The following is a 23861-nucleotide window of genomic DNA, read 5'->3' as shown; positions in this document are numbered from 1 at the left end:
GCTTTCGCGAGCAAGCTCGCTCCCACAGGATCGGGTGTCATACCGTTTGAGCGTTACGCCAATTCTTTGCGCAGCTGGCGGGCAGCGGTAACCATGTGCACCAGCGCCGCTTCCGTCTCCGGCCAGCCACGGGTTTTCAAACCGCAATCCGGGTTGACCCACAGCCGCTCAGCCGGAATCCGCTTGGCCGCCTTGCGCAGCAGATCAGCCATTTCCGAAGCATCCGGAATGCGCGGTGAGTGAATGTCGTAGACACCCGGGCCGATGTCGTTCGGGTAAGCGAAGGCTTCGAAGGCCTCCAGCAATTCCATGTCCGAACGCGAAGTCTCGATGGTGATCACGTCGGCATCCATCGCCGCAATCGACTCGATCACATCGTTGAATTCGCTGTAGCACATGTGCGTGTGAATCTGCGTTTCGTCTCGCACACCGGAGGCACACAGGCGGAACACCTCGGTCGCCCAATCCAGATAATGTTGCCACTGCGCCTGACGCAACGGCAGACCTTCACGGAACGCCGCTTCGTCGATCTGCACGATCCTGATGCCGGCAGCTTCCAGATCCACCACTTCATCGCGGATCGCCAGCGCCAGTTGCCGCGCCTGCACTTCACGGCTGACGTCTTCACGGGGGAACGACCACATCAGCATGGTCACCGGCCCGGTCAGCATGCCTTTCATGACCTTGTCGGTCAGGCCTTGCGCGTAGCGGATCCACTCGACGGTCATGGCTTTCGGGCGGCTGAGGTCGCCGAAGATCACCGCCGGTTTCACGCAACGCGAACCGTAGCTCTGCACCCAGCCGAAACGGGTGAACACATAGCCGTCGAGTTGCTCGGCAAAATACTCGACCATGTCGTTGCGCTCGGCCTCACCGTGTACCAGCACATCAAGGCCCAAACGCTCCTGGATTTCCACCGCGTGGCGAATTTCGCTGTGCATGGCTTCGGTGTATTCGGCTTCGGTCAGCTTGCCCTGTTTGAACGACTGGCGAGCGAGGCGGATCGACGCGGTTTGCGGGAACGAACCGATGGTTGTGGTCGGGAACAGCGGTAGATCGAGACCGGCGCGCTGCTTGGCAATACGCTGGGCGAACAGCGATTGACGCTGACTGTCCTTGGCTGTAATCGCGGCGACACGAGCCTGAACGGCCGGTTTGTGAATACGCGGCGACGCAGCGCGGGCCGCCTGCACCGAACGGCTCTCAGTCAGTGCACGCAGCACTTTCGGCGCTTCCGGTGCGTTGACCGCTTGCGCCAGAACCGCGACTTCTTCGCACTTCTGCACGGCGAAGGCCAGCCAGCTTTTCAGTTCGGCGTCGAGTTTGTCTTCACGGCCCAGATCCACCGGACTGTGCAGCAGCGAACAGGACGGCGCGACCCACAAACGATCACCCAGACGCTCATGGGCATGCTGCAACGTCGCCAAGGCACTTTCCAGATCGCAACGCCAGACGTTACGGCCATTGACCACGCCCAGGGACAACACTTTATAGGCCGGCAGACGATCAAGAATGGTCGGGTACTGCTCCGGTGCGCGCACCAGATCGATGTGCAGGCCATCGACGGGAAGGTTCGCCGCCAGTCCAAGGTTTTCTTCCAGGCCACCAAAGTACGTGGCCAGCAGTTTCTTCAGCGGATCACGCTGGATCTGGTTGTAGGCACGCTCGAAAGCGTTCTTCCATTCCTGTGGCAGATCAAGCACCAGAATCGGCTCGTCGATCTGCACCCATTCCACGCCTTGAGCGGCGAGGCGCGCAAAGATCTGGCCGTACAGCGGCAGCAGACGATCAAGCAATTCCAGCTTGTCGAACTCGGCGCCTTTTGCCTTGCCCAGCCACAGATAAGTCAGCGGGCCGATGATCACCGGTTTGACGTTATGGCCCAGTGCGCGAGCTTCTTCGACTTCTTCAAAGAGTTGATCCCAGCCCAACTGAAACTGCTGATCAGCACTGAATTCCGGGACCAGATAGTGGTAGTTGGTGTCGAACCACTTGGTCATTTCCTGGGCGTGCGCACCGCCGCAGCAACTGTCGCTGACGCCACGGGCCATGGCGAACAGGGTTTGCAGATTGGCTTTGCCATCGTGCGGGCGGAAGCGCTCAGGGATCACACCGAACATCAGCGAATGCGTCAGGACCTGGTCGTACCAGGCGAAGTCGCCGACCGGCAGCAGTTCGATACCGGCGTTTTTCTGCAGGTCCCAGTGGGCCTTGCGCAGCTCACGGCCAACATCACGCAGGCCGGCCTCGTTCAGTTCTCCTTTCCAGAACGCCTCTTGCGCTTTCTTCAGTTCGCGGTCGCGACCGATGCGCGGAAATCCAAGGGAATGGGCCAGTGCCATAACAAACAACTCCAATGTCTTGTTGATGGGGGCCATTGTCGGCATCGGAGCCTAGTGAGACAAACTCATTTTAATCTTGATCAACACGAGCTTTCCTCATGATCAAATCATCGCTGAAAACGCCTCTGACTTGCGCATTGGCAAAACACCAAGCCGTTTTCGCAGCAGGAAATTTCTTCACAGATCAAGCGATTGGTGATCGTAACGACGCCCTTTGAAAACTCGATGACGCCTCTGTGTAAACGCACTCAAACCCGCCCCGGCAGGTCTTTGATTTCGATCTATCGTTAGATCGAAATGGCTGAATTGGCGACCGACTAAAGGTTGCGACAGCTGATGTCTGAGCCTATGTTGCACGCGAGTCTTTTCCCCGCGATTGGAACGCGATCAACACCACCTAGAGGTGAAGAAATGTCAAAGGAATCACGCCCTGCCGTACTTGGGCTGATCGGCAATACTCCGCTGGTACAAGTCACCCGCTTCGACACCGGGCCTTGCACACTGTTTCTCAAACTCGAATCGCAGAACCCCGGTGGTTCGATCAAAGACCGCATCGGTCTGGCGATGATCGACGCCGCCGAACGCGATGGACGCCTGCAACCCGGTGGCACCATTGTTGAAGCCACCGCCGGCAACACTGGTCTGGGTCTGGCACTGGTTGGTCGCGCCAAAGGTTATCGCGTGGTGCTTGTCGTACCGGACAAAATGTCCACCGAGAAAGTCCTGCATTTGAAGGCCATGGGCGCCGAGGTGCATATCACCCGCTCCGATGTCGGCAAGGGCCATCCCGAGTATTACCAGGACGTCGCCGCCCGTTTGGCGAAAGACATTCCCGGCGCATTCTTCGCCGACCAGTTCAACAACCCGGCCAACCCGCTCGCCCACGAATGCAGCACCGCGCCGGAGATCTGGGCGCAGACCGAGCATGATCTGGATGCCATCGTCGTGGGTGTCGGTTCCGCAGGAACGCTGACCGGCCTGAGCCGCTTCTTCAAACGCGTGCAGCCGGATCTGGAAATGGTCCTCGCTGACCCGGTCGGCTCGGTGATGGCGCAATACAGCCGCGACGGCTCGCTGCCGACGCCCGGCTCATGGGCGGTGGAAGGCATCGGCGAAGATTTCATTCCGTCGATTACCGACCTCTCCAGCGTACGTCACGCCTACTCGATCAGCGATGAAGAAAGCTTCGATCACGCGCGTCAGTTGCTCAAGGCCGAAGGCATTCTCGGTGGTTCGTCGACCGGCACCCTGCTCGCTGCGGCGCTGCGTTATTGCCGCGAACAGACCGAGCCGAAACGCGTTGTCAGCTTCGTCTGCGACACCGGCACGCGCTACCTGTCGAAGGTCTACAACGACCAATGGATGACCGATCAAGGCCTGTTGCAGCGCAAAGGCTACGGCGATCTGCGTGACCTGATCGCCCGACGTTTCGAGGACGGCCGCGTGATCAGTGTCGGCCCTGACGACACCCTGCTCACCGCGTTCCAGCGCATGCGCCTGGCGGATGTCTCGCAATTGCCGGTGCTGGTGGAAGGCAAGCAACTGGTTGGTGTGATCGACGAATCGGACATCCTGCTGCCGGTGCACGAGGACGCCGCGCGCTTCAGCCAGTCAGTCTCCAGCGTGATGACCGACAAGCTGCAAACCCTTGCGCCCGGCGCCAGCCTTTCTGAACTGGAAGCGGTGCTCAGCCGTGGCCTCGTCGCCATCATTGCCGATGCATCGGGCTTCCATGGCCTGATCACTCGCACCGACATGCTCAACCAATTACGGAGATCCCTCGCATGAGTCAGCACGACGATAAATCCCAAAGTTTCGCGACCCGGGTGATCCACGCCGGGCAGGAACCGGACCCGACCACCGGCGCGCTGATGCCGCCGATCTATGCCAACTCCACCTACCTTCAAGACAGCCCCGGCGTGCACAAGGGTTTCGATTACGGGCGCTCGCACAACCCGACGCGTTTTGCCCTGGAACGTTGCGTGGCGGATCTTGAGGGTGGTACCCGCGCGTTCGCGTTTGCTTCCGGACTGGCGGCGATTTCGACGGTACTGGAATTGCTCGATGCCGGCTCGCACATTGTCTCTGGCAACGACTTGTACGGCGGCACCTTCCGCCTGTTCGACAAGGTCCGTCAGCGCAGTGCCGGGCATCGTTTCAGCTTCGTTGATCTGGCCGATCTGTCGGCGTTCGAAGCGTCGCTGCAGGACGACACGCGCATGGTCATGGTCGAGACGCCAACCAACCCGCTGCTGAGTCTGTCGGATCTGGCCGCCATCGCCCGTATCTGTCGCGCTCGCGGGATCATCTGCGTGGCCGACAACACCTTTGCCAGCCCGTATATCCAGCGGCCGCTGGAGCTGGGTTTCGACATCGTGCTGCACTCGACCACCAAATATCTGAACGGTCACTCCGACGTGATTGGCGGCATCGCCGTGGTTGGGCAGAACGCTGAACTGGCGGAAAAACTGGGTTTCCTGCAGAACGCTGTGGGCGCGATTGCCGGGCCGTTCGACGCGTTTCTGACCCTGCGCGGGGTGAAGACTTTGGCGCTGCGTATGGAGCGTCATTGCAGCAACGCGCTGGATCTGGCGCAGTGGCTGGAGCAGCAACCGCAGGTCAAACGTGTCTACTACCCGGGGCTGGCATCGCATCCGCAGCATGAGTTGGCCAAGCGCCAGATGCGCGGTTTCGGCGGGATGATTTCCGTGGACCTGAACAGTGATCTGGATGGCGCTCGACGTTTCCTCGAAAACGTGAAGATCTTCGCACTGGCGGAAAGTCTCGGCGGCGTGGAAAGCCTGATCGAGCATCCGGCGATCATGACTCACGCGACCATTCCGGCGGATACCCGCGCGAAACTGGGCATCGGCGATGGTCTGGTGCGGCTGTCGGTGGGCGTTGAAGACGTCGAAGACCTGCGCGCCGACCTGGCGCAGGCGCTGCAAGCGATCTGACCTTGCAGGAACGACAAAGCCCGCACGAAGCGGGCTTTGGTGTTCGAGCAGGCGGCCAGTGCTGGTCTCTGGCTTACAAGGTTTATCGGGCTTCCCACAGTACCGGGTCAAATTGAAAGTTAGTGCCTCGGCTGCTTCACACGGCATAAGGGCTGGATCTCAGCGCGGAGATCTTTCTAACCGTGTACCTTTCGGAGCGCGCCCCACGCCCCCTTGCTATCCGATTGCGCATCAGTCTGCGTCTTCGCCTACCTCTTTGAGCCTAGCAAAGGCTCGTGGAATTGAATCAGAGTTTTTAGACTGATTTGAGCTTTGCTCAAAACGGGCAGGAAGATAAGCGCCTAAAGGCCGTCGATCCCCCCGTCGTACCGCCTCGCTATCGCGATCTATACTCAATCAGTTCGATCATGATTCTGTCGACACCCGCGCGCCCGACGGCGTGCCCGTGCCTTTCGCCCACCAGACTGACCCAGGCCAATGAGTCATAGCGCCAGCGAAAATGCGGCGGACGATGCCTTATCACTTTGTGGCTGCCGGGTCATGGAGAAAACTATGAAACACAAGCTGTTGTCAGGCGTGCTTCTGACGGTCGTGGCGACCGTGGTAGTGCCCAATGTCTGGGCGGCGCAGCCGCAGGCTTTGGCGTCCGATGGATCGGATCATGTGGGTGCCGGGGCAGCGGCTTCGGATGGCGCCGATCACGTTGGTGCAGGCGCGGTCGCTTCTGACGGCGCCGATCATGTTGGCGCTGGCGCGGTCGCTTCTGACGGCGCCGATCATGTCGGTGCTGGCGCGGTGGCTTCTGACGGCGCCGATCATGTCGGTGCTGGCGCGGTCGCTTCTGACGGCGCCGATCATGTCGGTGCTGGCGCGGTCGCTTCTGACGGCGCCGATCATGTCGGTGCTGGCGCGGTCGCTTCTGACGGCGCCGATCATGTCGGTGCTGGCGCGGTCGCTTCTGACGGCGCCGATCATGTCGGTGCTGGCGCGGTCGCTTCTGACGGCGCCGATCATGTCGGTGCTGGCGCGGTCGCTTCTGACGGCGCCGATCATGTCGGTGCTGGCGCGGTCGCTTCTGACGGCGCCGATCATGTCGGTGCTGGCGCGGTCGCTTCTGACGGCGCCGATCATGTTGGCGCGGGTGCATTGGCTGCAGATGGCGCCGATCGCACTGGCGTCAACCGGGTTGCCTATTCTCGTGTTGGTGTCGGCTCTGATCGTGTTGCCTCGGCACTGATGACAGGCAGTTATTCCGACCAGTTCAACAGCCCTCAGTAATCCTCCCTTGGCTCAACGGGCGGCTCCAGCGAGCCGCCCGTTGAGCACCGCACTAGCACATTTGTGCTAATCGACCGCCCTCTCACCTGACGTTATATTCCCCCGCAACCCCCGATGTTCCCCAACGTTGCCTGTTCGCAATGCTCGGGATCGTTGTGCCTGGAAATCAGAACAACACCAAGGAAGAAACACCATGAAATCCCTGATCGCAACACTCACTCTCAGCGCCCTGTTCCTGACCGGCTGCGCCACCCCCAAACAATGGGAAGCCACTGGCGGCAGCAAAAACGATGGCATCGTTCAGGTCTCCTATGACCTGGGCCAGTTCGAAAGCGGCCAGACCAGCGCCGAACAAGGCCTGACCGTCGCCGCGCAACGCTGCAAGACCTGGGGCTACAAAAACGCCGAGGTCACCGGCTCCGAGAAAAACAACTGTCGCACCATGGGCCAATACAACTGTCTGCAAACCACCATCACCCAGGATTACCTGTGCAAGCGCTAGACGCTTGACCCTGTAGGAGCTGTCGAGTGCAACGAGGCTGCGATCTTTTGATTTTGATCCTGAAAATGAAGATCAAAAGATCGCCGTGTGCCGCAGCTACTACAGGGTTTGGGTTTCACAGTCGCGCAGCGCTCGTAGGGTTGCGCGCAGTTCGGCCGGGCGTACCGGTTTGGACAGAATGGCAATGTCACGGTCTTGCAGGGCCGCCTGGATTTTTTCGACGTCGTGCCCGGTGATGATCATCGCCGGAACCGCCCAGCCTCTCCGCTGGCGCACATCGTCAATGCATTCGATGCCAGTGGCGTGGGTGCCGAGGTCATAGTCGGCGACGATTATGTCGCAGTCGGTCATCAAATCCTGCCCGCTCAGTTCCGCTTGAACCACGCAGCCCCAACGCTCCAGTAGCGCCGACGTCGCGAGCAATACGTTGCGATCATCCTCCACCAGACATACCTTCAACCCGGTCAGCAAACCGACCTGACGTGCGTCATCACGATTGACCGTTACTTGCGGCGGCGCGGTGATCGGCAAGCCGTACAAAGTCACCGCCGTTCCCCGCCCGAGCCGCGAGCGCAAGGCAACGCCGACTCCGATCAATTCACCCAACCGCTTGACGATCGACAACCCCAATCCCACGCCTTCGACATCTTTGTCGCGCAGTTGCCGCACTCGATAAAACTCCTCGAACACCTTGCCCAGATGCTCTTCGGCAATGCCGTTGCCCTGGTCGCAGATCACGATGGCCAGCCCCGCTGCGCGCCGGCGCACGCCGATCAGCACCGGCCGATGCGCGCCATATTTGAAACAGTTGGAAAGCACGTTCTGCACCATGGTCGCCAGCAACGCCGGATCGGTTTGCACCCAATATTCACAAGGGCGCAAACGCAACTCCACGCCGGCCCAACGCGCCGCTTCGGCGTTCTGACGAATCAGCTCCGCGAGCCACTCACCTAAATCAACGGTTTGCAGTTTGGGCAGAACCCGGCCGTTATCGAGGGTGTACAGATCGAGAATCGAGCGGAACAACTGCGAGACGTTGAGCAGCGATCGGTCGATGTTATCGACCAGACGCCGCTCCTCATCACCCAAGCGTGACTCACGCAGACACGCAGTAAACAGGCCGATGGAATGAATCGGCTGGCGCAGATCATGACTGGCCTGGGCGAGAAACCGCGACTTTTCCAGATTCGCCGCGACCGCTTCTTCGGAAGCCTTGCGCGTACGTTCCAGCAACAAGTGCGCATAGAACGGGATCACCGTGCTGGTGATCATCAGCATCAACACCATAAACGGCTGTGCCTGCCACACCGGCGTCAGACGATAAACAGCCAGCAACGCCAGCAAGGCCAGCACCGTGGCAATCGCCAGATAGCGCGAGCCGTAGCGCATGCCGTTGCCAAGGTTGACCCAGATAATCACCGCATAAAGTGGCAACGCCGCTTCGCCACCGACCACCAGCCCGAAGCAGGTGCCGGTGTAATCGTGGACCATGGCGAAAATCCGCCGCGCCGGGTAATGCCCCGGCCAGCGTGCAATGGCTTGGCGCAGTGCAATCGAGGCCAGCAAAAACACGCTGATGTAGGTGATTACCGGCAGATAGGTATCGAAGCGCTGGCCCGGCAAAAACCCCAGTATGAGCATATAAACCACTGCGATACTGGCGATGATAATGCGCAGATTGGCTTGGTCGAGTTCGGTGTTTTTCTCGAACTTCATGGTAAACGTCCTTGTGCGGCATTCGTCAAAATCAGAAGGAACCTACAGGCAACAGGCGCGCCCGGTGCTAATGTGCAGGCCTTGAGCAACGCCTGACCCAGGGAGGGTCACGCCATGACATGCCGAATTATCATAGCCGACGATCACCCGCTGTTTCGCGAAGCGATGCTGCGCACAGTCCAGCGTTTGCTGCCCGCAGCCGTAATCGACGAAGCCGGCGATCTCGACGCCGTACTCGCGCTGCTGCCTTTGGGTGATGAGCCAGACACCTTGATTCTCGACCTGCGTTTCCCCGGACTCACTTGTGTCAGCCAGCTCGCCGACCTGCGCCGGCGCCTGCCGCGCACCACGTTGATTGTGGTGTCGATGGTTGATGATCAGTCGCTGATCAGCGAAGTCATGGCCGTCGGGATCGACGGTTTCATCGGCAAGAACATCGCCCCGGATGAAATCGGCCAGGCGATTCTGGCGATTCGCCAAGGTGAAGTGCTGGTGAAATTTGCGCCGTCGGGCCTGCTGCCGCTGGAAACCGGCGCCGCCCTCACACCTCGTCAGCAGGATGTGTTGCGCTTGATCGCTCAAGGCAAGACCAACAAGGAAATCGCCCGCGAACTGGATATCTCACCGTTCACGGTGCGCATTCATGTCTCTTCTTTATTACGCACGCTGAACGTGCCCTCGCGGGCAGCCGCCGCCGTGAAATACACGGGCACTTTGTAAATGATCGGTGTGTTGCTGCAGCAATTCCATGGCTTCAGAGGAAAATCGGTAGGTCTTGTCACTCCCGAGCACGATCAGCCTCTCTTCCCCCAGACGCTTGAGCACTTCACGCACGCTGACAAACGACAGCTCGGGCGATGACGATTCGACAAACGTATGCACGCCATTCACCCCGATCCCGTGGCCGTCGCGGCTGGCGACTGCCAGCGCATTGATCACCTTGAAACGGATCAGGCTGGTGCGCAGCCCGAAGTGGCGCAGCAATTCGCGAATATGCTCATTGGCGCTGCGATCGAATTCGAAGGCCAATGGGTTGGTCGCTGTCCGAAACGCTGAAGGTGCGTTTAAAGCGCCAACGCCTGGGTGGTTAAACATGGCGAATACTCCCTTTCTGAAATGTTCAGGCGGGTTGCAGCTGCTTCCCGCCTCCGACCACGTGTCGAACAGGCAACGTGATCGTGACTATAGACAAGGTGACGACAGCGCCGCCCTTCCCGCCCCGTCAGAAATCGACCGTGGCCGACAGCTGCAAGGTCCGCGGGTAACCCGGAGAGAACGCGCCGTAGGACGCCACGCCCGACCAGTACTCACGATCGAACACGTTCTGCACGGTGGCGCGGAACGTCGTTGGCCGGCCTTCGATTTTTGTCGCATAACGCGCGCCGGCGTCGAAGCGGGTCCAGGCATCCAGTTCCTGGGTGTTGGCCTGGTTGACGTACTGGCTGTCGGTGTAGATCGCCCCACCGGTGAGGGTGAAACCCTCCAGCCATGGCGTATCCCACTCGGCCCAGAGATTGGCCTGCACGTCCGGCACGCCGACCGGTTTGTTGCCACGGTTGGCCTTCGTCGCCGAATCGGTCAGTTCGCCGTCAAGCACAGTGACGCCGCCCATCAGGCGAGTGCCCGGCGCCACTTCACCGAACATGCTCAGTTCAACACCACGGTTACGTTGTTCGGCCTGCACCGAGAACACGTTGTCGGCACCGACTTCGCCGCTCGGCTTCTCGATCTGGAACAAGGCCAAGGTTGTCATGAACGTGCCGTGTTCATACTTGACGCCGATCTCGTGCTGTTTGGACTCGTACGGTGCAAAGGTTTCGCCGGCGTTGGACGCCGTGCCCGGTGCAATGTCGCCCTTGCTCAGGCCTTCGACATAATTGTAGTAGAGCGAAACGTCTTCCCAAGGCTTGACCACCACGCCAACCAGCGGGCTCGTGGCGTTGTCCTTGTATTTCGAGCTGACCGCACCGGCCGCGTTGTAGTTACGCGATTCGATGTCCTGACGACGTACGCCGAGGGTCAACTGGAAGCGGTCATCGAGCATCGACATCGTGTCGGTCAACGCCACGCCGGAAAGCTCCGATTCGGAAACGCGCAACACCTTTGGCGAATTGATGTACTGCTGCGGCCTGTCGATCGGGTGATAGATATTCGACAGGATGGCCGTGCCGTTGTTGATGCCGCGTGACAGCTCATCCTGATACCGGGTCGCCATCACCGTGGTGGTGTGAGTGATCGGGCCTGTGGCAAACACACCACGCATACCGACGTCGGCCGTCGAGCGATCTACGTTGAATTTGTAGTAACCGGGAATGTTGCTGGTGTCGCCGGCATCATTCAGGATTCTCGGCACTTGGTCGGACAGGCGTTTGACGTCGGACTTGCCGCCACCGGCATGGGCGAACACGGTGACGTTATCCGTCAGGTCATATTCGCCACCGAGCAAGGCCGATTGCTCTTTGGTGTCCGACCAGCCCCAGTCCTGCGAGTGGTTGGTGCGGCCGTTCGGCGCAGACGGCACATCAACGCCCGGCGCAATGGTGAAGGGCCGCGAAGCGCCCTCCCAGCTTTCTTTCTGGCTGATGTAATCGAGGTTCAAGCGCAGACGCTCGCCGCGATAATCCAGAGCGATCGCGCCGATACCGAGATCGCGATGCTGATCATCGACAGCGGTATCGCCACCCTGCAGATTGCCGTTGAAACGCACGCCGAACTGGTTCTCCGAACCGAAGCGCCGACTCAGATCCAGATGCCCACCGACCTGCGAGTCCGAGGCATAGGTGCCGGTGAATCGGGTCAGGTCTTCATCCAGCGGCCGCTTGGGCACGATGTTGATCACACCGCCGACGCCGCTGTTGGGTGATATGCCGTACATCAGCGCGCCCGGCCCCTTGAGCACTTCGACGCGCTCGGCGTAGTCGGTGAACACCCGATAATTCGGCGCGACACCGTAGACGCCGTCGAATGCCAGCTCACCAAGGTTGCCTTCGCCAATCGGGAAGCCACGGATGAAAAACGAGTCGACGATACCGCCGGTCTGACCGGTCGAGCGCACCGAAGGATCGCGCTCCAAGGCGTCGGCGACGGTCACGGTTTGCAGATCAGCGAGGGTTTTGGCGGTGTAGCTGGTGACGCTGAACGGCGTGTCCATCACATCCTTGTTGCCCATCATGCCCAACCGGGCACCGCGCGCCACCTGGCCACCGGCGAGGGTTTCCGGCAACGCCGTCGCGCTGTTGTAACGGGCGTTGACGTTGGTGGTGTCGAGGGTCAGCGCGTCCGGCGCGGCGTTCGAAATCGGGTCGGCGGTCACGCCTGGTTGCTCGGGGCTGGCGGCCCAAGCGTTGGCGCTTCCTGCGACCAAAACGAAATTCAGCATGGCGGTACGCACGGCGAGTGTTAACACCCGCTCACCGCAAGGACGACTGACAACAGGCATGACGTGAGGATCCTTTTCATCGAGGGAAAATGGTAATCACTCCTATTGCCAGTCGATCTGCGAAAAAGTATCACCCGCAGTAAAGTTTTTTTGCCGTGGCTCGATGAGGCTCAGGCGTAGAGGCGCTCCAGCGGAATCGCGACCACCGGCAACGCTGGGTCAAACGCGTGCCGGGTGGTCTTGTAAGGGAAAATCTCGCCGCGAGCGATGGTGGTGAAAATCCGCGCCACCTCGAACGCCTGCCCGGTTTGCCAGTGCCGCACGCAGACTCGCGGATCGGTGTAATCGAGCTGGATGCACGGCACCCGTTTCAAGCCCAGCTGCAACGCGGCGTTGAACCGGTGATTGCCGTCCATGACGATGCCACGCGAACGCTCGACGATGATCGGCTCCAGCCAATGCCCGGCACGGACAATCGACTCGCGCAGCATCGTCACGTTGGCCGGGTCGACCTGCTCCGACTGCAACACTTCGCACAGCGGTCGCAGCGCAATCTGATAACCGTGTTCCATGGTGATCTCCTGATTCGCCGGGGATTCAGCAGGCATCGGCGTGGTCAACCGACGCGTGCTGGCTGGCCACATCCAGCAGTCGCTGAGCGTGTTCGATCAGCGGCAAGTCGACCATCTCGCCGTCCACTTGCACCGCGTGACTGCCCGTCGCCACCGCTCGCATCACGCGATCGGCCCAGGCCAACTGGCGTGAGTCCGGCAGGAAGGCGCGTTGCACCGTGGCCAGTTGACCGGGATGGATGCACAGCTTGGCGCCGAAGCCCAGCGAACGGGCGTAATGCGAGTCCTTGCCGACCACCGCCAAATCGCTGATGGCCGGCGTCACACCATCGATCGGCGACGGCAGATCCGCCGTGCGCGAAGCCAGCACGATGCGGTTGCGGGCGAACAGAAACGCCTCCGGGGTCTGGCTGCAGTTGATGTCCAGCGAGAAATCCAGCGAGCCGAACGCCAGCCGCGTCAGCCCCGCAATCGCGGCGATTGACTCAACCTGCTGCAGGCCTTTGGCGGTCTCGATGATCGCAACGATCTTCAGTGCCGGCTGCCACGCCAGCAGGCCCTCGACCACCCGCGTCAGGGCTTCGGGACATTCGGCCTTGGGCAGGAAAATCCCGTCGCAGCGCTCGGGGTAACGCATGTCGCCGAGCCAGCTCAGGTCCTGGTCAAACAACGCGCTGCTGACGCTGTTGAGGCGAATGTAACGCTCACAAGCAACGTTCGGCGTTTTCTCCTGCCACGCCCGAATGGCGTCACGGGCGGCGGCCTTGCTGTCCGGATGAACGGCATCCTCAAGATCGAGAATAATCGCGTCCGGCCCTGCTTCGCAGGCTTTGGCGAATCGCTCGGGACGATTGCCCGGCACGAACAGGTAGCTGATCGCGAGTGGCGCTTTGCGGCTGAGTCGATCGGATTGCATGGCGTTGCTCCTTGGCGTGAACCAGTCGTGGTTTCTGAAAATTTTCAGGCCCCTTGAGCGGCGGTTTTACCTGCCGTTCCGGGACTTATCGCAACAGCCCTTAACGCCTTATTGTTCAAGGAATTAACGGACTTTTTTATCTCGGGGCGAACGAGTCCTTGAGCGTGTAAATACACGTTCATGGATTCGCCTTGAGCAGGTCTTTATTCAAAAATATTTGAAAACCTTACTTGATAATCGTTCCTGTTCGCAATATTGTTCACGCCGCCAAGAGGAACTATCCTCGCTTCAAAGCACGTTTTCGTTATTTCGGTAAGTACCTGTCGCTGATGTCACTTGAATATCAGGCACGGGTCATTACAGGGGATTGGCCAGTAACTATTGGCCAATTAGCACACTCGTACAAACCTTATGGAAAGGGGTTCTCATGCGGTTGTTTTGTGAACCATTTATTACGATCAGGGCTTCGGATCCAATAGCGGATTTCACTTGGCATCCGCCCCCGAGTTTTTAAAGCCTCGTATCTGACGAGCAAAAAAGACTCTATACACCGATAAAGATCGGTGATCGAACTATCAATGGCGACGTATTTTTTCGACGTCAGGGGTTAACTATGTCTACAGCAAATAAACCTGCCGCTGAACAACCATATAAAGTTCACCATCCGGAGATGTTAACACCGCTGATCGATCCGGTTATTTCCACACTTATCAACAAGTTCCCGAGCACACTTGTGAACTTGGCAGAACAATATGGTTCGCCGTTGAATGTGGTCTGGCCCCATGCATTTGAACTGAACACGCAAGCCTTGCTGACAGTACTGAAGCAGCACGACGTAGCGCATGCGCTCTTCTATGGCGCCAAGGCCAACAAGTCGCAGAGCATGCTCGGCGCTGCCGCAAATTCGGCAATCGGCGTCGATGTGTCGAGCATTCACGAACTGCATGCCGCCCTGCGCGCCGGCGTGTCGGGCACAAAAATCTGCGCCACAGGACCGGCTAAAACAGCCGTTTTTCATCAGGCATTGATCAGTGCCGGCTCATTGATTTGTGTCGATTCGCTGGAGGAATTCGATCACCTGCGCAGTGTGGTGACAGCACAGGCGTTGCGCGCGAAAGCCAGAGTCTTACTGCGTTACAGGCCGAATAGCAGCCAGAAAAGCCGATTCGGAATGGGCGCGGAAGATCTGCTCGAATGCCTGCAACGGCTGACCGGACAACTTGAGTGCTTTCACCTGGAAGGCTTTCATTTCCACCTCGGCGGCTACGGATTCGAATCTCGTGCGCAAGCGTTTCGCGAGGTCACCGGGTTCATCGAGGCTGCCAGGGAAACGGGCTTGAATCCGCAGATGATCGACATCGGTGGCGGCTTGCCGATTCGTTATGTCGAACCGCAGGCCTATGCTCGATTCCTGCAAAACGACAATAACCCCAGCCACTATTGCAACCAGAAAGTCCCAGCCTCTTATTACCCTTACGGCAGTGAGTTGACCGCGACACAATGGCTGACGTTATTACTCGAAGCCGAGCATTCTCACGGCTTGTCTATTGCCAATTACTTGAAGACCCAGCAAATAACACTAGCACTTGAGCCCGGCCGAAGTCTGGTCGACCAGGCAGCCATTTCAATATTTCGCGTCACGCGCAGCAAACAGTTGGCCGACAACAAAACCGTCATCTTCGTGGAGGGCAGCAGTTTCAGCGCCTGCGAAACCTGGTTTGCCTCGGAATACCTGATAGATCCGATACTTATCAGCAGCACACAACAGCCACACCCGCCGATTCAAGCATATATCGCCGGCCATAGTTGCCTGGACGATGACATCATCACCCATCGCCTGATCAACTTTGCGACGGCACCGCAAGCCGGTGATTTATTGATTTATATCAACACCGCCGGTTACCAGATGGACTTGCTGGAAAACGAGTTTCATCGCCATCCCCTGCCCCGGCGGTTGACGGCGACCTGTTGTACGGAAGGTAACTATGCGTTTTCACCTGACTACTAAAGGGAACAATTGCAATGATATTGACTAAAGTCTCTGACCTTATTGGCAATACGCCAATGTTGGGTATTGATGTTCCGGATACTGATGCCCGTTTGTTGTTGAAGATTGAAAAGAACAACCCCGGCGGCAGTATCAAAGATCGCATGGCGCGCAACATGGTGCTGGCCGCGCTCAAGTCCGGTCGCTTGAAACCCGGCGGCGTGGTGGTCGAGTCATCGTCCGGCAATACCGGGATTGGTCTGGCCATGGCAGCCGTCGAATTCGGTCTGCATTTCATCGCTGTGGTCGACCACCATGCGGCACAAGACAAGATCGCCGTGATGAAAGCCCTTGGGGCCGACATTCGTTTCGTCAAAGGCACCTATCGCGAAGATGAAGTCGCGGTGGTCGAGCGCCAGCAGATGGCCGCCGAACTGGCGAGCGAGATTCCCGGCGCGGTGTTCATGAACCAGTCCGACAACGCCGCCAATGCCGGCGGCTACAGCGATTTCGTCCGCGAAACCATCGTGCAGGCTGAAGGCGTTGTCGGCGCTTACGTCGGTTGTGTCGGCACCGGCGGTTCGATGACCGGCATCGCTCGCGGCTTGAAAGTGCACAACCCGGACACCGTCACCGTCGCGGTGGAACCGGCCGGCTCGATTGTCTTCGGTCACCCTGGCTATCCGTATTACCAATCCGGCACCGGCACGCCGGCCGGCGACACCGTGGGTCTGGTGCTCGACTACAGCTGCATCGATCTCGGTGTGCAAGTCAGCGACTCGCAGGCGTTCGAAACCGCCCGCTACATCGCGCGCAACTTTGCCTTGCTGGTCGGCGGCTCGACTGGCGGTGCGATTTTCAAGGCGCTGGAGCTGATCCACAAAGGCGTGCTGACCGGCAACGTCGTGGTGCCGATCGCCGACGGCGGCGAGAAATACCTGCACACCGTGTTCGACGACAACTGGCTGCAAGAACGCGACCTGATCGATCCGAGCATCGCCCCGCAGCTGGATGCCTGGCTGGGCAAGACCCACTGGCTGGACTCTGTTTCCGCGCCGCTGCAACTGAGCGTCGCATGACCCACCCTTCACACAGGAACGCCTCTCGATGAATCTGTTGAAAGTCGCCATCTGTGGTGGCGGCAGGACTGGCCATCTCAACGCTATCCTGTTCAAGCAACTGCCCGATGTTCAGGTTTCGCTGCACACCCACAATCAGGAGGTCATCGAACAGCACGCCCGCCAGACGCCGATGCAGGCCTTGTTGCCGGACGGCTCGACGCTGAGCGCCCGACTGGATCGAGTGACCAGCGATGCCAGGGCTGCGGTGGAAGATGCTGACATCGTCATCATCACCGTGCCGGCCCATGCCCGCTCGCAAACCCTGAAGGACATCGCTCCGCATCTGACCACCAGCAAACCGGTATTCATCGGCGCAATTCCCGGCTTCTGCGGTTTCGACTGGCTGGCTGAAGCGACCCTGCCCGACCGGCCGAATGTGGTGATCTGGGGCATGAAGGATGTGCCGCACACGGCGTTTGAATTGACCCCGGGACGGTCGATCAAAATGGGTGGTGGCAAAAGCCAGTTGTATGTCGCGACCCATGCCCGAGAGCCGCAAACCGCGCGCCGCCAGTTGGAGAAAACACTCACCCGGCTGTATGGCCCGTGCGTGACGATGCTCGACCACTTTCTGGAAATCACCCTGACGCCGGGCAACCCGATCATGCACAGCTCGGTGATCTACGGCCTCATCGGCCCTTACGGCCAGTGGCATCGCAAGATTTTCCCGCAGCGCATGTGCTGGTGGACCGAGTGTCCGGAACTCGGCGCGTATTTCCTCGAACGCATGGATCAGGAAAGCCAGGAACTGTGCGCGGTGATCAGCCAGCGTCTGGGCATCGACCTGTCTTCGGTGAAATCCCTGAAACAGGAAATCGTCGAGGCCTACGGCGAGCAGATCCGCGACCAGAGCAGCATGCTCTCGATCCTGCGCACCAATCAGGCCTACAACGACATCCTCGCACCGATGGTGCCGGCTGCCGACAACCGCGCCGGCTATGTGATCGAACGCGAGAGCCGCGCCTTCAACGAAGACGTCGCCTACGGTCTGGTGCTGCTGGTGGAAATGGCCAAACGCTTCGACCTCAAGGTGCCTTACATCGAGGAAGTCCTGCAGTGGAGCGTGGCCTACATGGAGGGCCTGCGCGGCTCGGCACTCGACTACTTCCCGCACCAGTGGCCACACACGACAAGCGCCGCCGCTTGAACTTCTTTCTCAATTTTCGACGAGCAGACCGCTGATATGGATGACTTCAAGACACTGATCGCCTACTCCCGCAAAAACGCCATGCGCCGTCTGGTGCGTTGCCTGTTTGCGGAAAACATCCTCGACCGTTCGGCCCTGAGCTTTTCCGTCGAGGGCCACCAGGCGACTTACCCGCTCAAGGGCGGTCGCGCCCATCTGGCCTTTTCCGACATCGCCAAAGGCCCGGCCGATACCGTGGTCAACGACGGAGACGTGGTGTTGGTGACCGATGAAGGCGTACGCCAGGTCATCACCAGCCATCAGGACATGCTCGATGTGCTGCGCGACAGCTTCGACTTCGCGCCGACCGACGACGGTATCGCCGGGCTCAAATCCGACATGGAAAACAGCCTGACCAACGACGCCCACGCCCGTCAGCATCGCCAGCAATGGAACGCCCGACTGGAGCAAGCGGCCAAGGATCATGGGCTGGACAGCTTCACCGACTATCTGCGCCAGCACGCCAAAACCAAGGATGCCGCCATTCTGCTCGACCAGTGGGGTTCGCTGGAAGGTCATCCTTATTACCCGACGTGGAAGGCGCGCCCGGGCCTCACCGATGAGGAAGTCGAGCAGCTGTCACCGGAGTTCAACGCACAAGTGCCGCTGCGCATCGCCGCGTTGCGTGCCGACAACGCGAAAAGCGAAAGCATGCCGCACGTGATCGATTACCGCGCCTGGTTCGCTGAAAACTTCCCGACGCAATGGACGCAATGGAAAGCCTCGCTCAACAGCAAGGGGCTGGACGAAAACCAGTGGTTGCCCTTGCCGATCCACAGCTGGCATTTACAAGCCTACGTACTGAAAACCTTCGCAGCAGAAATCGCCGACGGCATCCTGATCACCGATGGCCCGGATCTTCCTGCCCTGCCGACCATGTCGTATCGCACGATGATGCCGGTGCTGGATGAAAGCGCGCCGCTGATCAAACTGCCCATCGCCGTGTGGATGACCAGCGAACTGCGCAGCCTGCAAGCCAAGTCGATTCACATGGGCCCGCGCATCAGCACGGTGATCAGCAAGATTCTTGAGACGGAAAACGGCTTTGATCAGCGCCTGGAAATCTTCCCGGAAGAAATCGGTGTGCGCTACAAAAACGCCGTCACTCAGGACGATCATCCGGGCCGGCATTTGTCCGTGGTCTATCGCAGCAGTGCGCCAGCGTTCGAACGCCAGGATAATTGCCTGCCGATTACCGTGGCTTCACTATTCACCCGTTTGCCCGGCAGTGGTCGTCCGTTGTTCACCGATCTGATCGAGCGCGACGGTCTGCGCGCCCATGCTGCGCAGGTCGAGGAATGGTTCCGCGAGTACGCCAAAGTGGTCACCCATCCGGTGGTGGCGATCTACTTGATGTACGGCATCGGCCTCGAAGCCCATCAGCAAAACACCATGGTGCTGTTCTCCCCGGACGGCAAAGCACGTAGTCTGCTGATCCGCGATTTCGGCGATGGCCGCACTTACGCGCCGTTGCTGGAAGGTCGTGGATACAGCCTGCAACCGCACGTACAGCCGGGCATTCTGCCGACGGTGTTCTCCGGTGATATCGAGCCGGTGCGCATGTTTGTGCTGGACGCGGCGTTCCTCACGCACCTGCATGAGATCGCCCTGTGGCTGACCAAAGAGTACGGCTTCAATAACACGCGGCTGTGGCAGATTCTGCGCGAGGAAACCGACCTTGCCTTCGAAGCCGTGCGTGATCGTGTCGCGCCCGATGTCTGGGAAGTCGAACACAAAGCGTTCGTCGAAGACCCATGGCCGACTCGTTCGTTGCTGCGCATGCACATGATGCAGTACAGCAACTATCGTTTGCAGCACACCCTGACCAACCCGCTCGCTAGCGTTTAACCGAGGCTGACTCATGTCCCATGCAGGTGCCATCCAGGGTTCGAGAGTAAGAATCCTGATTTATCTTCTATTCGCGATCCAGTTGGTGTCGATGGGCGCGATGGAAATGAGCGGGCCGTTCTGGCCTGTCCACCTGCGTGGGCTGACCAGCTCCGAGTCGGTTTTCAGCTTCGCCAGCATCGCCGTGTACGTCGGGCCGATGCTGGGCATTATTCTCACCAGTGCCTTCTGGGGCCGCATCGGCGATCGCTACGGCCACAAGTTGATGATGATCCGCGCGCTCGCCGGTTTGTCGTTGACCCAACTGGGGCTGGCCCTCTTCAGTGATATCTGGGTCATTCTGATCCTGCGTTTTCTGCAAGGCGCGTTTGCCGGCTATATCGCGCCGGCACAGGCTTATGGCGTCAGCATTGAGGCACCGTCGCGACGTGCACGGCTGTTCGCCATTCTGCAAATCTCGACCAATGTCGGCTCGCTGCTGGGTGCAGTGGTCGGCGGTCTGATCCTTGATTACGCGACGTTCTTCTGGATCAACATCATCGCCTCGGCGCTGTGTGCGGTGTGTACCGTGATCGCCGCCGTGACCTTGCCGGACGTGCCGCCGGTGAAGAAAGCCGTGGTCGTCGACAAGGCTGTGCCGGTTCGTTCCGGCAGTCTCTGGCAAGGCTCGCCATTGCTGTCGCTGCTCGGTGTGATGGGCATTCTATTGCTGGCGCGAATGCTGCCGCAGACTTCGTTTTCGCTGTATGTCAGCTCGGTGTTCGAGGTCAGCAATTCGGTGGTCGGCCTCTGCTACGGCTTGCTGGCGCTGGGCTTCATTCTGTCGGCCACGGCGTGGTCGCGCTATTTCGAACACCGTGGTCAGCAGGACACCTTGCAGCGCATGACTTACGTGGTCATCGGCTGCATCGTCCTCACTGCGGTGGCAGGCGTCACCCACAACCCGGTGGTGTTTGTCATTGCCTACTTCATCTGGGGCGTGCTGCTGGGTGCAACCACACCGGTGCTGATGGCGCTGATCTCGAAAACCGCTGACAGCTCACAGCAAGGTCATGTACTGGGCATCGCTCAGGGCACTGCGCAATTCGCTTCGATTGCGGGGATTTCGGCCGGCGGCCTGCTCAGTCAGGTCTACGGTTTGCAGTACACCTATCTGTTTGTTTGCCTTGCCTATGTCGTCGCACTGATCCCGATTGTCGCCCTGCGCTACTGGCCGGCGGCGATGCAGCCGAGCCCTGCCCCGGACGGGGAATGATCAAGGAGTCTGCTTTTGAACATTGAACAACTGCGTGCCGACACCCCCGCCGTCGCGCAACTGATCCACTTCAACAATGCCGGGGCGGCGCTGATGCCCGCGCCGGTGATCGAAACGATGACCCGTCATATTCAGCTTGAAGCGAGTCTGGGCGGCTACGAAGCGGCCGGGCAGCAGTCGGCCGAAGTGGAAAACGTTTATTCCGCCATCGGCCGTTTGCTCAACGCTCGACCCGATGAAATCGCGATCATCGAAAATGCGACCCGCGCCTGGGACATGGCGTTTTATTCGTTACCGCTGCAACCCGGCGATGTGCTGCTGACATCGACCACCGAGTACGCCGGCAACTACATTCCTTATCTGCAAATGAAGCAGCGCCGGGGCATCGAGATTCGTGTCATCCCCAACGATGAGCACGGCCAGGTTTCACTGCCGGCCTTAAAGGACATGCTCGACGATGATCGCGTTGCGCTGATTTCCCTGCCGATGATCGCCACCAACGGCGGCCCGGTGCAACCCGTCGAGCAGATCGGCGCCCTCGCCCGTTCGGCTGGCGTGCTGTTTCTGCTCGACGCTTGCCAGGGTGTCGGGCAGATGCCGATCGATGTGCAGAAAATCGGCTGCCACATGCTCGCCGCCACCAGCCGCAAATACCTGCGTGGGCCACGGGGGATGGGTTTCTTGTATGTCGAGAGGTCCCTCTGTCAGAACCTCGAGCCGGCGTTTCTCGACCTGCATGCTGCCGCCTTGCAGAGCGCCGACACGTTTACCATCCGCGCCGATGCCCGACGCTTCGAGAACTGGGAATGCAACGTCGCCGCCAAACTCGGTCTCGGTGCGGCAGTGGAATACGCGCTGGCGCAAGGCATCGAACCGATGTGGTTACGGATTCAACAATTGGCCGATTACCTGCGCCGGCAACTGACAGATATCCCCGGCATCACGCCGCGAGACCTCGGGGTGCAGAAGTCCGGCATCGTCACGTTTACTCATCGCGACAGCAGCGCCGCGCACGTTCAGCAGCGGCTGGCCGGCCAGGAAAAGCGCATCAACGTCAGCACCTCGACGTTCCGCTCGACCCTGCTCGACATGCAACACAGAGACTTGCTGGAGGTCAGCCGTGCCTCGTTGCATGCGTACAACACCGAGGCGGAAATCGACACGATGGTCGCTGCACTGCGCGGTTTGCAGGGCGTCTGAACAGGACACCAATCGGCGCTTGCGTCACACAGGGTTTGTAAACTAGCATTGGGAATACTTCTCAATTGCATGAAAATCTGCAGCCATGAGCGAAACCCTTCCCGCGAATAATGACAATCACCTGCGCGCGATCGAAGCCCTGTACAGCGGCCATCACGGCTGGCTGTACGCGACGCTGAGAAAAAAACTGGGAAACGCCATGGATGCGGCGGATCTGGCGCAGGACACCTTCACGCGCATTCTCGCCTCGCAAGTCACCGTCATTGAGCAGCCGCGCGCCTATCTGAGCTGTGTGGCCAAGGGCATTCTGGTCAACTGGTATCAACGCAAAGCGCTGGAACGTGCCTACCTGGACGCCCTCGCCCATGTGCCGGCGCCGGAAGTGCCTTCGCCGGAATTGCGTTTCATGGTGCTGGAGACCCTGCACGAAATCGACGCGATGCTCGACGCCCTGCCGCCGCTGGTCAAACGCGCGTTCCTGCTGTCGCAGATCAGCGGCCTTAAATACGATGACATTGCCGAGCAACTGGGCGTTTCGCTGATCACCGTCAAACGCTACATGAAGCAAGCCTTCGTGCAGTGCCTGTTGCTGGTGGAGTGAATGCTCGCACGGCGCAATGAACCACACCTCGATCACCAGGCGCTGGAGGAAGCCGCCGACTGGCTGATCCGCATGAGTGATGGCGAACTCACTGACAGCGAGCGCGGCGAGTGGGAATGCTGGAAAGTCAGCACGCCCGAGCGCGGTCGTGCCTGGGCCCGCGCGCAGTTACTAAAGAGCAAACTTGGCGGCCTGCCACCGTCATTGGCAATGTCGGCACTCGACCGCCCAAGCAGCCCGGAGCGCCGCGCGGCGCTGGGCAAACTGGCGATGATTCTGGCCATCCTGCCGGCCGGTTGGGGCAGCTGGAAGCTGGCAGAGTCGCAGCAATGGTCAGCTGACTACCGCACTGCGATTGGCCAGCAACGCGAGCTGACCCTGGCCGACGGCTCGAAAATCACCCTGAACACCGACACCGCCATCGACGTGCTGTTCGACGCTGATCAACGCCTCATTCACCTGCGCGAAGGCGAAATACTGGTGCAGACCGCGCCGGACATTTCACCGTTGGCGCGACCGTTTCTGGTCAGCACCCGTCAAGGTCGCATGCAGGCACTGGGCACGCGTTTCACCGTTCGCGAACTGCAACCGCGCACCCACCTTGCGGTGCTGGAAGGCGCGGTCAAAGTCGAGCTCGCGGACAATCGCCAGACCACGCCGCTGATCGTCAACGCCGGTCAACGCACCGACTTCTCGTCCCACACCTTTGGCCAGCTCAGCGTTGCCGACCGTTATGTCGGTGCCTGGACGCAAGGCATGCTGATGGCCGACAAGATGCGCCTGGCCGATTTCGTCGACGAACTGACGCGCTATCGCCGCGGTTTCGTGCGCCTCGATCCGGCGATCGCCGATCTGCGCGTTTCCGGCGCCTATCCCATCAGCGACAGCCAGCGCACGCTGAACATGCTCGCGCAAACCTACCCGATTCTCGTCAGCGGCCATTTGAATGGCTACTGGGTCATGCTTTCCCCTGCCTGAGTGAAAAAATATTTGCCGTCCCG

General features: G+C 59.7%; 19 protein-coding genes. 13 read left to right on the top strand and 6 right to left on the bottom strand.

Annotation, left to right across the window (positions count from 1 at the left end; genetic code table 11):
- Window positions 1–53: 53 nt before the first annotated feature.
- Window positions 54–2342, bottom strand: coding sequence for a 5-methyltetrahydropteroyltriglutamate--homocysteine S-methyltransferase (gene metE, locus ACZZ0G_RS24060; RefSeq protein WP_463557792.1), 2289 nt, complete (start codon window positions 2340–2342; stop codon window positions 54–56).
- A 411-nt stretch (window positions 2343–2753) separates the two neighbouring features.
- Here metE and ACZZ0G_RS24055 point away from each other — a divergent pair, with 411 nt between their 5' ends.
- The 4 genes from ACZZ0G_RS24055 to yecR all read left to right on the top strand — a co-directional run bounded on the left by ACZZ0G_RS24055 (window position 2754) and on the right by yecR (window position 7079).
- Window positions 2754–4130, top strand: coding sequence for a pyridoxal-phosphate dependent enzyme (locus ACZZ0G_RS24055; protein WP_127926881.1), 1377 nt, complete (start codon window positions 2754–2756; stop codon window positions 4128–4130).
- Window positions 4127–5299 carry a cystathionine gamma-synthase gene (locus tag ACZZ0G_RS24050; protein WP_463396660.1) on the top strand — a complete coding sequence of 391 codons (1173 nt, stop codon included), beginning with the start codon at window positions 4127–4129 and terminating at the stop codon, window positions 5297–5299. Before ACZZ0G_RS24055 ends, ACZZ0G_RS24050 begins: the two co-directional genes overlap by 4 nt.
- Before the next feature lie 552 nt (window positions 5300–5851).
- Entirely contained in the window at window positions 5852–6577 is a 726-nt protein-coding gene (locus ACZZ0G_RS24045; RefSeq protein ID WP_463557791.1) for a hypothetical protein, read from the top strand.
- A 193-nt stretch (window positions 6578–6770) separates the two neighbouring features.
- Window positions 6771–7079, top strand: coding sequence for a YecR family lipoprotein (yecR, locus tag ACZZ0G_RS24040; RefSeq protein WP_242206137.1), 309 nt, complete (start codon window positions 6771–6773; stop codon window positions 7077–7079).
- A gap of 99 nt (window positions 7080–7178) precedes the next feature.
- Here yecR and ACZZ0G_RS24035 read toward each other — a convergent pair whose 3' ends face one another.
- On the bottom strand, window positions 7179–8795 hold the full coding sequence (locus tag ACZZ0G_RS24035; RefSeq protein WP_463557790.1) for an ATP-binding response regulator: 1617 nt from the start codon (window positions 8793–8795) through the stop codon (window positions 7179–7181).
- 114 nt (window positions 8796–8909) lie between these two features.
- Here ACZZ0G_RS24035 and ACZZ0G_RS24030 point away from each other — a divergent pair, with 114 nt between their 5' ends.
- On the top strand, window positions 8910–9515 hold the full coding sequence (locus ACZZ0G_RS24030; protein ID WP_463557789.1) for a LuxR C-terminal-related transcriptional regulator: 606 nt from the start codon (window positions 8910–8912) through the stop codon (window positions 9513–9515).
- Here ACZZ0G_RS24030 and ACZZ0G_RS24025 read toward each other — a convergent pair.
- The 4 genes from ACZZ0G_RS24025 to ACZZ0G_RS24010 all read right to left on the bottom strand — a co-directional run bounded on the left by ACZZ0G_RS24025 (window position 9453) and on the right by ACZZ0G_RS24010 (window position 13662).
- Window positions 9453–9890, bottom strand: coding sequence for a fe2+ zn2+ uptake regulation protein (locus tag ACZZ0G_RS24025; protein WP_463557788.1), 438 nt, complete (start codon window positions 9888–9890; stop codon window positions 9453–9455). The genes ACZZ0G_RS24030 and ACZZ0G_RS24025 overlap by 63 nt on opposite strands.
- A gap of 127 nt (window positions 9891–10017) precedes the next feature.
- Window positions 10018–12234, bottom strand: a complete 2217-nt coding sequence (locus ACZZ0G_RS24020) for a TonB-dependent receptor (RefSeq protein ID WP_463557787.1) — start codon at window positions 12232–12234, stop codon at window positions 10018–10020.
- Between the two features lie 110 nt (window positions 12235–12344).
- The gene (locus ACZZ0G_RS24015) at window positions 12345–12782 is read right to left on the bottom strand and encodes a transcriptional regulator (RefSeq protein ID WP_463557786.1); all 438 of its coding nucleotides are present in this window, start codon (window positions 12780–12782) and stop codon (window positions 12345–12347) included.
- On the bottom strand, window positions 12772–13662 hold the full coding sequence (locus tag ACZZ0G_RS24010) for an HpcH/HpaI aldolase/citrate lyase family protein (protein ID WP_463557785.1): 891 nt from the start codon (window positions 13660–13662) through the stop codon (window positions 12772–12774). Before ACZZ0G_RS24010 ends, ACZZ0G_RS24015 begins: the two co-directional genes overlap by 11 nt.
- A 613-nt stretch (window positions 13663–14275) precedes the next feature.
- Here ACZZ0G_RS24010 and ACZZ0G_RS24005 point away from each other — a divergent pair.
- The 8 genes from ACZZ0G_RS24005 to ACZZ0G_RS23970 all read left to right on the top strand — a co-directional run bounded on the left by ACZZ0G_RS24005 (window position 14276) and on the right by ACZZ0G_RS23970 (window position 23838).
- Complete coding sequence (locus ACZZ0G_RS24005; RefSeq protein WP_463557784.1) at window positions 14276–15670, top strand: Y4yA family PLP-dependent enzyme; 1395 nt, start codon at window positions 14276–14278, stop codon at window positions 15668–15670.
- Between the two features lie 14 nt (window positions 15671–15684).
- The gene (locus ACZZ0G_RS24000) at window positions 15685–16728 is read left to right on the top strand and encodes a PLP-dependent cysteine synthase family protein (protein WP_463557783.1); all 1044 of its coding nucleotides are present in this window, start codon (window positions 15685–15687) and stop codon (window positions 16726–16728) included.
- 28 nt (window positions 16729–16756) lie between these two features.
- Window positions 16757–17917 (top strand): NAD/NADP octopine/nopaline dehydrogenase family protein, encoded by a 1161-nt coding sequence (locus ACZZ0G_RS23995; RefSeq protein WP_463557782.1) that lies wholly within the window; start codon window positions 16757–16759, stop codon window positions 17915–17917.
- A 36-nt stretch (window positions 17918–17953) separates the two neighbouring features.
- Window positions 17954–19804, top strand: coding sequence for an IucA/IucC family protein (locus ACZZ0G_RS23990; protein ID WP_463557781.1), 1851 nt, complete (start codon window positions 17954–17956; stop codon window positions 19802–19804).
- Between the two features lie 13 nt (window positions 19805–19817).
- Window positions 19818–21059, top strand: coding sequence for an MFS transporter (locus ACZZ0G_RS23985; RefSeq protein ID WP_463557780.1), 1242 nt, complete (start codon window positions 19818–19820; stop codon window positions 21057–21059).
- Window positions 21060–21074: 15 nt separating this feature from the next.
- A complete protein-coding gene (locus ACZZ0G_RS23980; protein WP_463557779.1) occupies window positions 21075–22259 on the top strand; it encodes an aminotransferase class V-fold PLP-dependent enzyme in 1185 nt (394 codons plus the stop codon).
- Window positions 22260–22344: 85 nt separating this feature from the next.
- Window positions 22345–22860 carry a sigma-70 family RNA polymerase sigma factor gene (locus ACZZ0G_RS23975; protein ID WP_127926867.1) on the top strand — a complete coding sequence of 172 codons (516 nt, stop codon included), beginning with the start codon at window positions 22345–22347 and terminating at the stop codon, window positions 22858–22860.
- Window positions 22861–23838, top strand: coding sequence for a FecR domain-containing protein (locus ACZZ0G_RS23970; protein ID WP_463557778.1), 978 nt, complete (start codon window positions 22861–22863; stop codon window positions 23836–23838).
- Window positions 23839–23861: the final 23 nt, after the last annotated feature.

The sequence above is a fragment of the Pseudomonas sp. AC169 genome (assembly GCF_979258515.1).
The sequence above is the reverse complement of the archived record's forward strand: the minus strand, read 5'-3'. Positions and strand labels throughout refer to the sequence as shown.

Coding starts and splice junctions, on each gene's coding strand:
- ACZZ0G_RS24055 (WP_127926881.1), top strand. CDS start 2,754: ATGTCAAAGGAATCACGCCCTGCCGTACTTGGGCTGATCGGCAATACT.
- ACZZ0G_RS23995 (WP_463557782.1), top strand. CDS start 16,757: ATGAATCTGTTGAAAGTCGCCATCTGTGGTGGCGGCAGGACTGGCCAT.
- ACZZ0G_RS24045 (WP_463557791.1), top strand. CDS start 5,852: ATGAAACACAAGCTGTTGTCAGGCGTGCTTCTGACGGTCGTGGCGACC.
- yecR (WP_242206137.1), top strand. CDS start 6,771: ATGAAATCCCTGATCGCAACACTCACTCTCAGCGCCCTGTTCCTGACC.
- ACZZ0G_RS23970 (WP_463557778.1), top strand. CDS start 22,861: ATGCTCGCACGGCGCAATGAACCACACCTCGATCACCAGGCGCTGGAG.
- ACZZ0G_RS24005 (WP_463557784.1), top strand. CDS start 14,276: ATGTCTACAGCAAATAAACCTGCCGCTGAACAACCATATAAAGTTCAC.
- ACZZ0G_RS24030 (WP_463557789.1), top strand. CDS start 8,910: ATGACATGCCGAATTATCATAGCCGACGATCACCCGCTGTTTCGCGAA.
- ACZZ0G_RS24050 (WP_463396660.1), top strand. CDS start 4,127: ATGAGTCAGCACGACGATAAATCCCAAAGTTTCGCGACCCGGGTGATC.
- metE (WP_463557792.1), bottom strand. CDS start 2,342: ATGGCACTGGCCCATTCCCTTGGATTTCCGCGCATCGGTCGCGACCGC.
- ACZZ0G_RS24025 (WP_463557788.1), bottom strand. CDS start 9,890: ATGTTTAACCACCCAGGCGTTGGCGCTTTAAACGCACCTTCAGCGTTT.
- ACZZ0G_RS24010 (WP_463557785.1), bottom strand. CDS start 13,662: ATGCAATCCGATCGACTCAGCCGCAAAGCGCCACTCGCGATCAGCTAC.
- ACZZ0G_RS24020 (WP_463557787.1), bottom strand. CDS start 12,234: ATGCCTGTTGTCAGTCGTCCTTGCGGTGAGCGGGTGTTAACACTCGCC.
- ACZZ0G_RS23975 (WP_127926867.1), top strand. CDS start 22,345: ATGAGCGAAACCCTTCCCGCGAATAATGACAATCACCTGCGCGCGATC.
- ACZZ0G_RS23990 (WP_463557781.1), top strand. CDS start 17,954: ATGGATGACTTCAAGACACTGATCGCCTACTCCCGCAAAAACGCCATG.
- ACZZ0G_RS23985 (WP_463557780.1), top strand. CDS start 19,818: ATGTCCCATGCAGGTGCCATCCAGGGTTCGAGAGTAAGAATCCTGATT.
- ACZZ0G_RS24015 (WP_463557786.1), bottom strand. CDS start 12,782: ATGCCTGCTGAATCCCCGGCGAATCAGGAGATCACCATGGAACACGGT.
- ACZZ0G_RS24035 (WP_463557790.1), bottom strand. CDS start 8,795: ATGAAGTTCGAGAAAAACACCGAACTCGACCAAGCCAATCTGCGCATT.
- ACZZ0G_RS24000 (WP_463557783.1), top strand. CDS start 15,685: ATGATATTGACTAAAGTCTCTGACCTTATTGGCAATACGCCAATGTTG.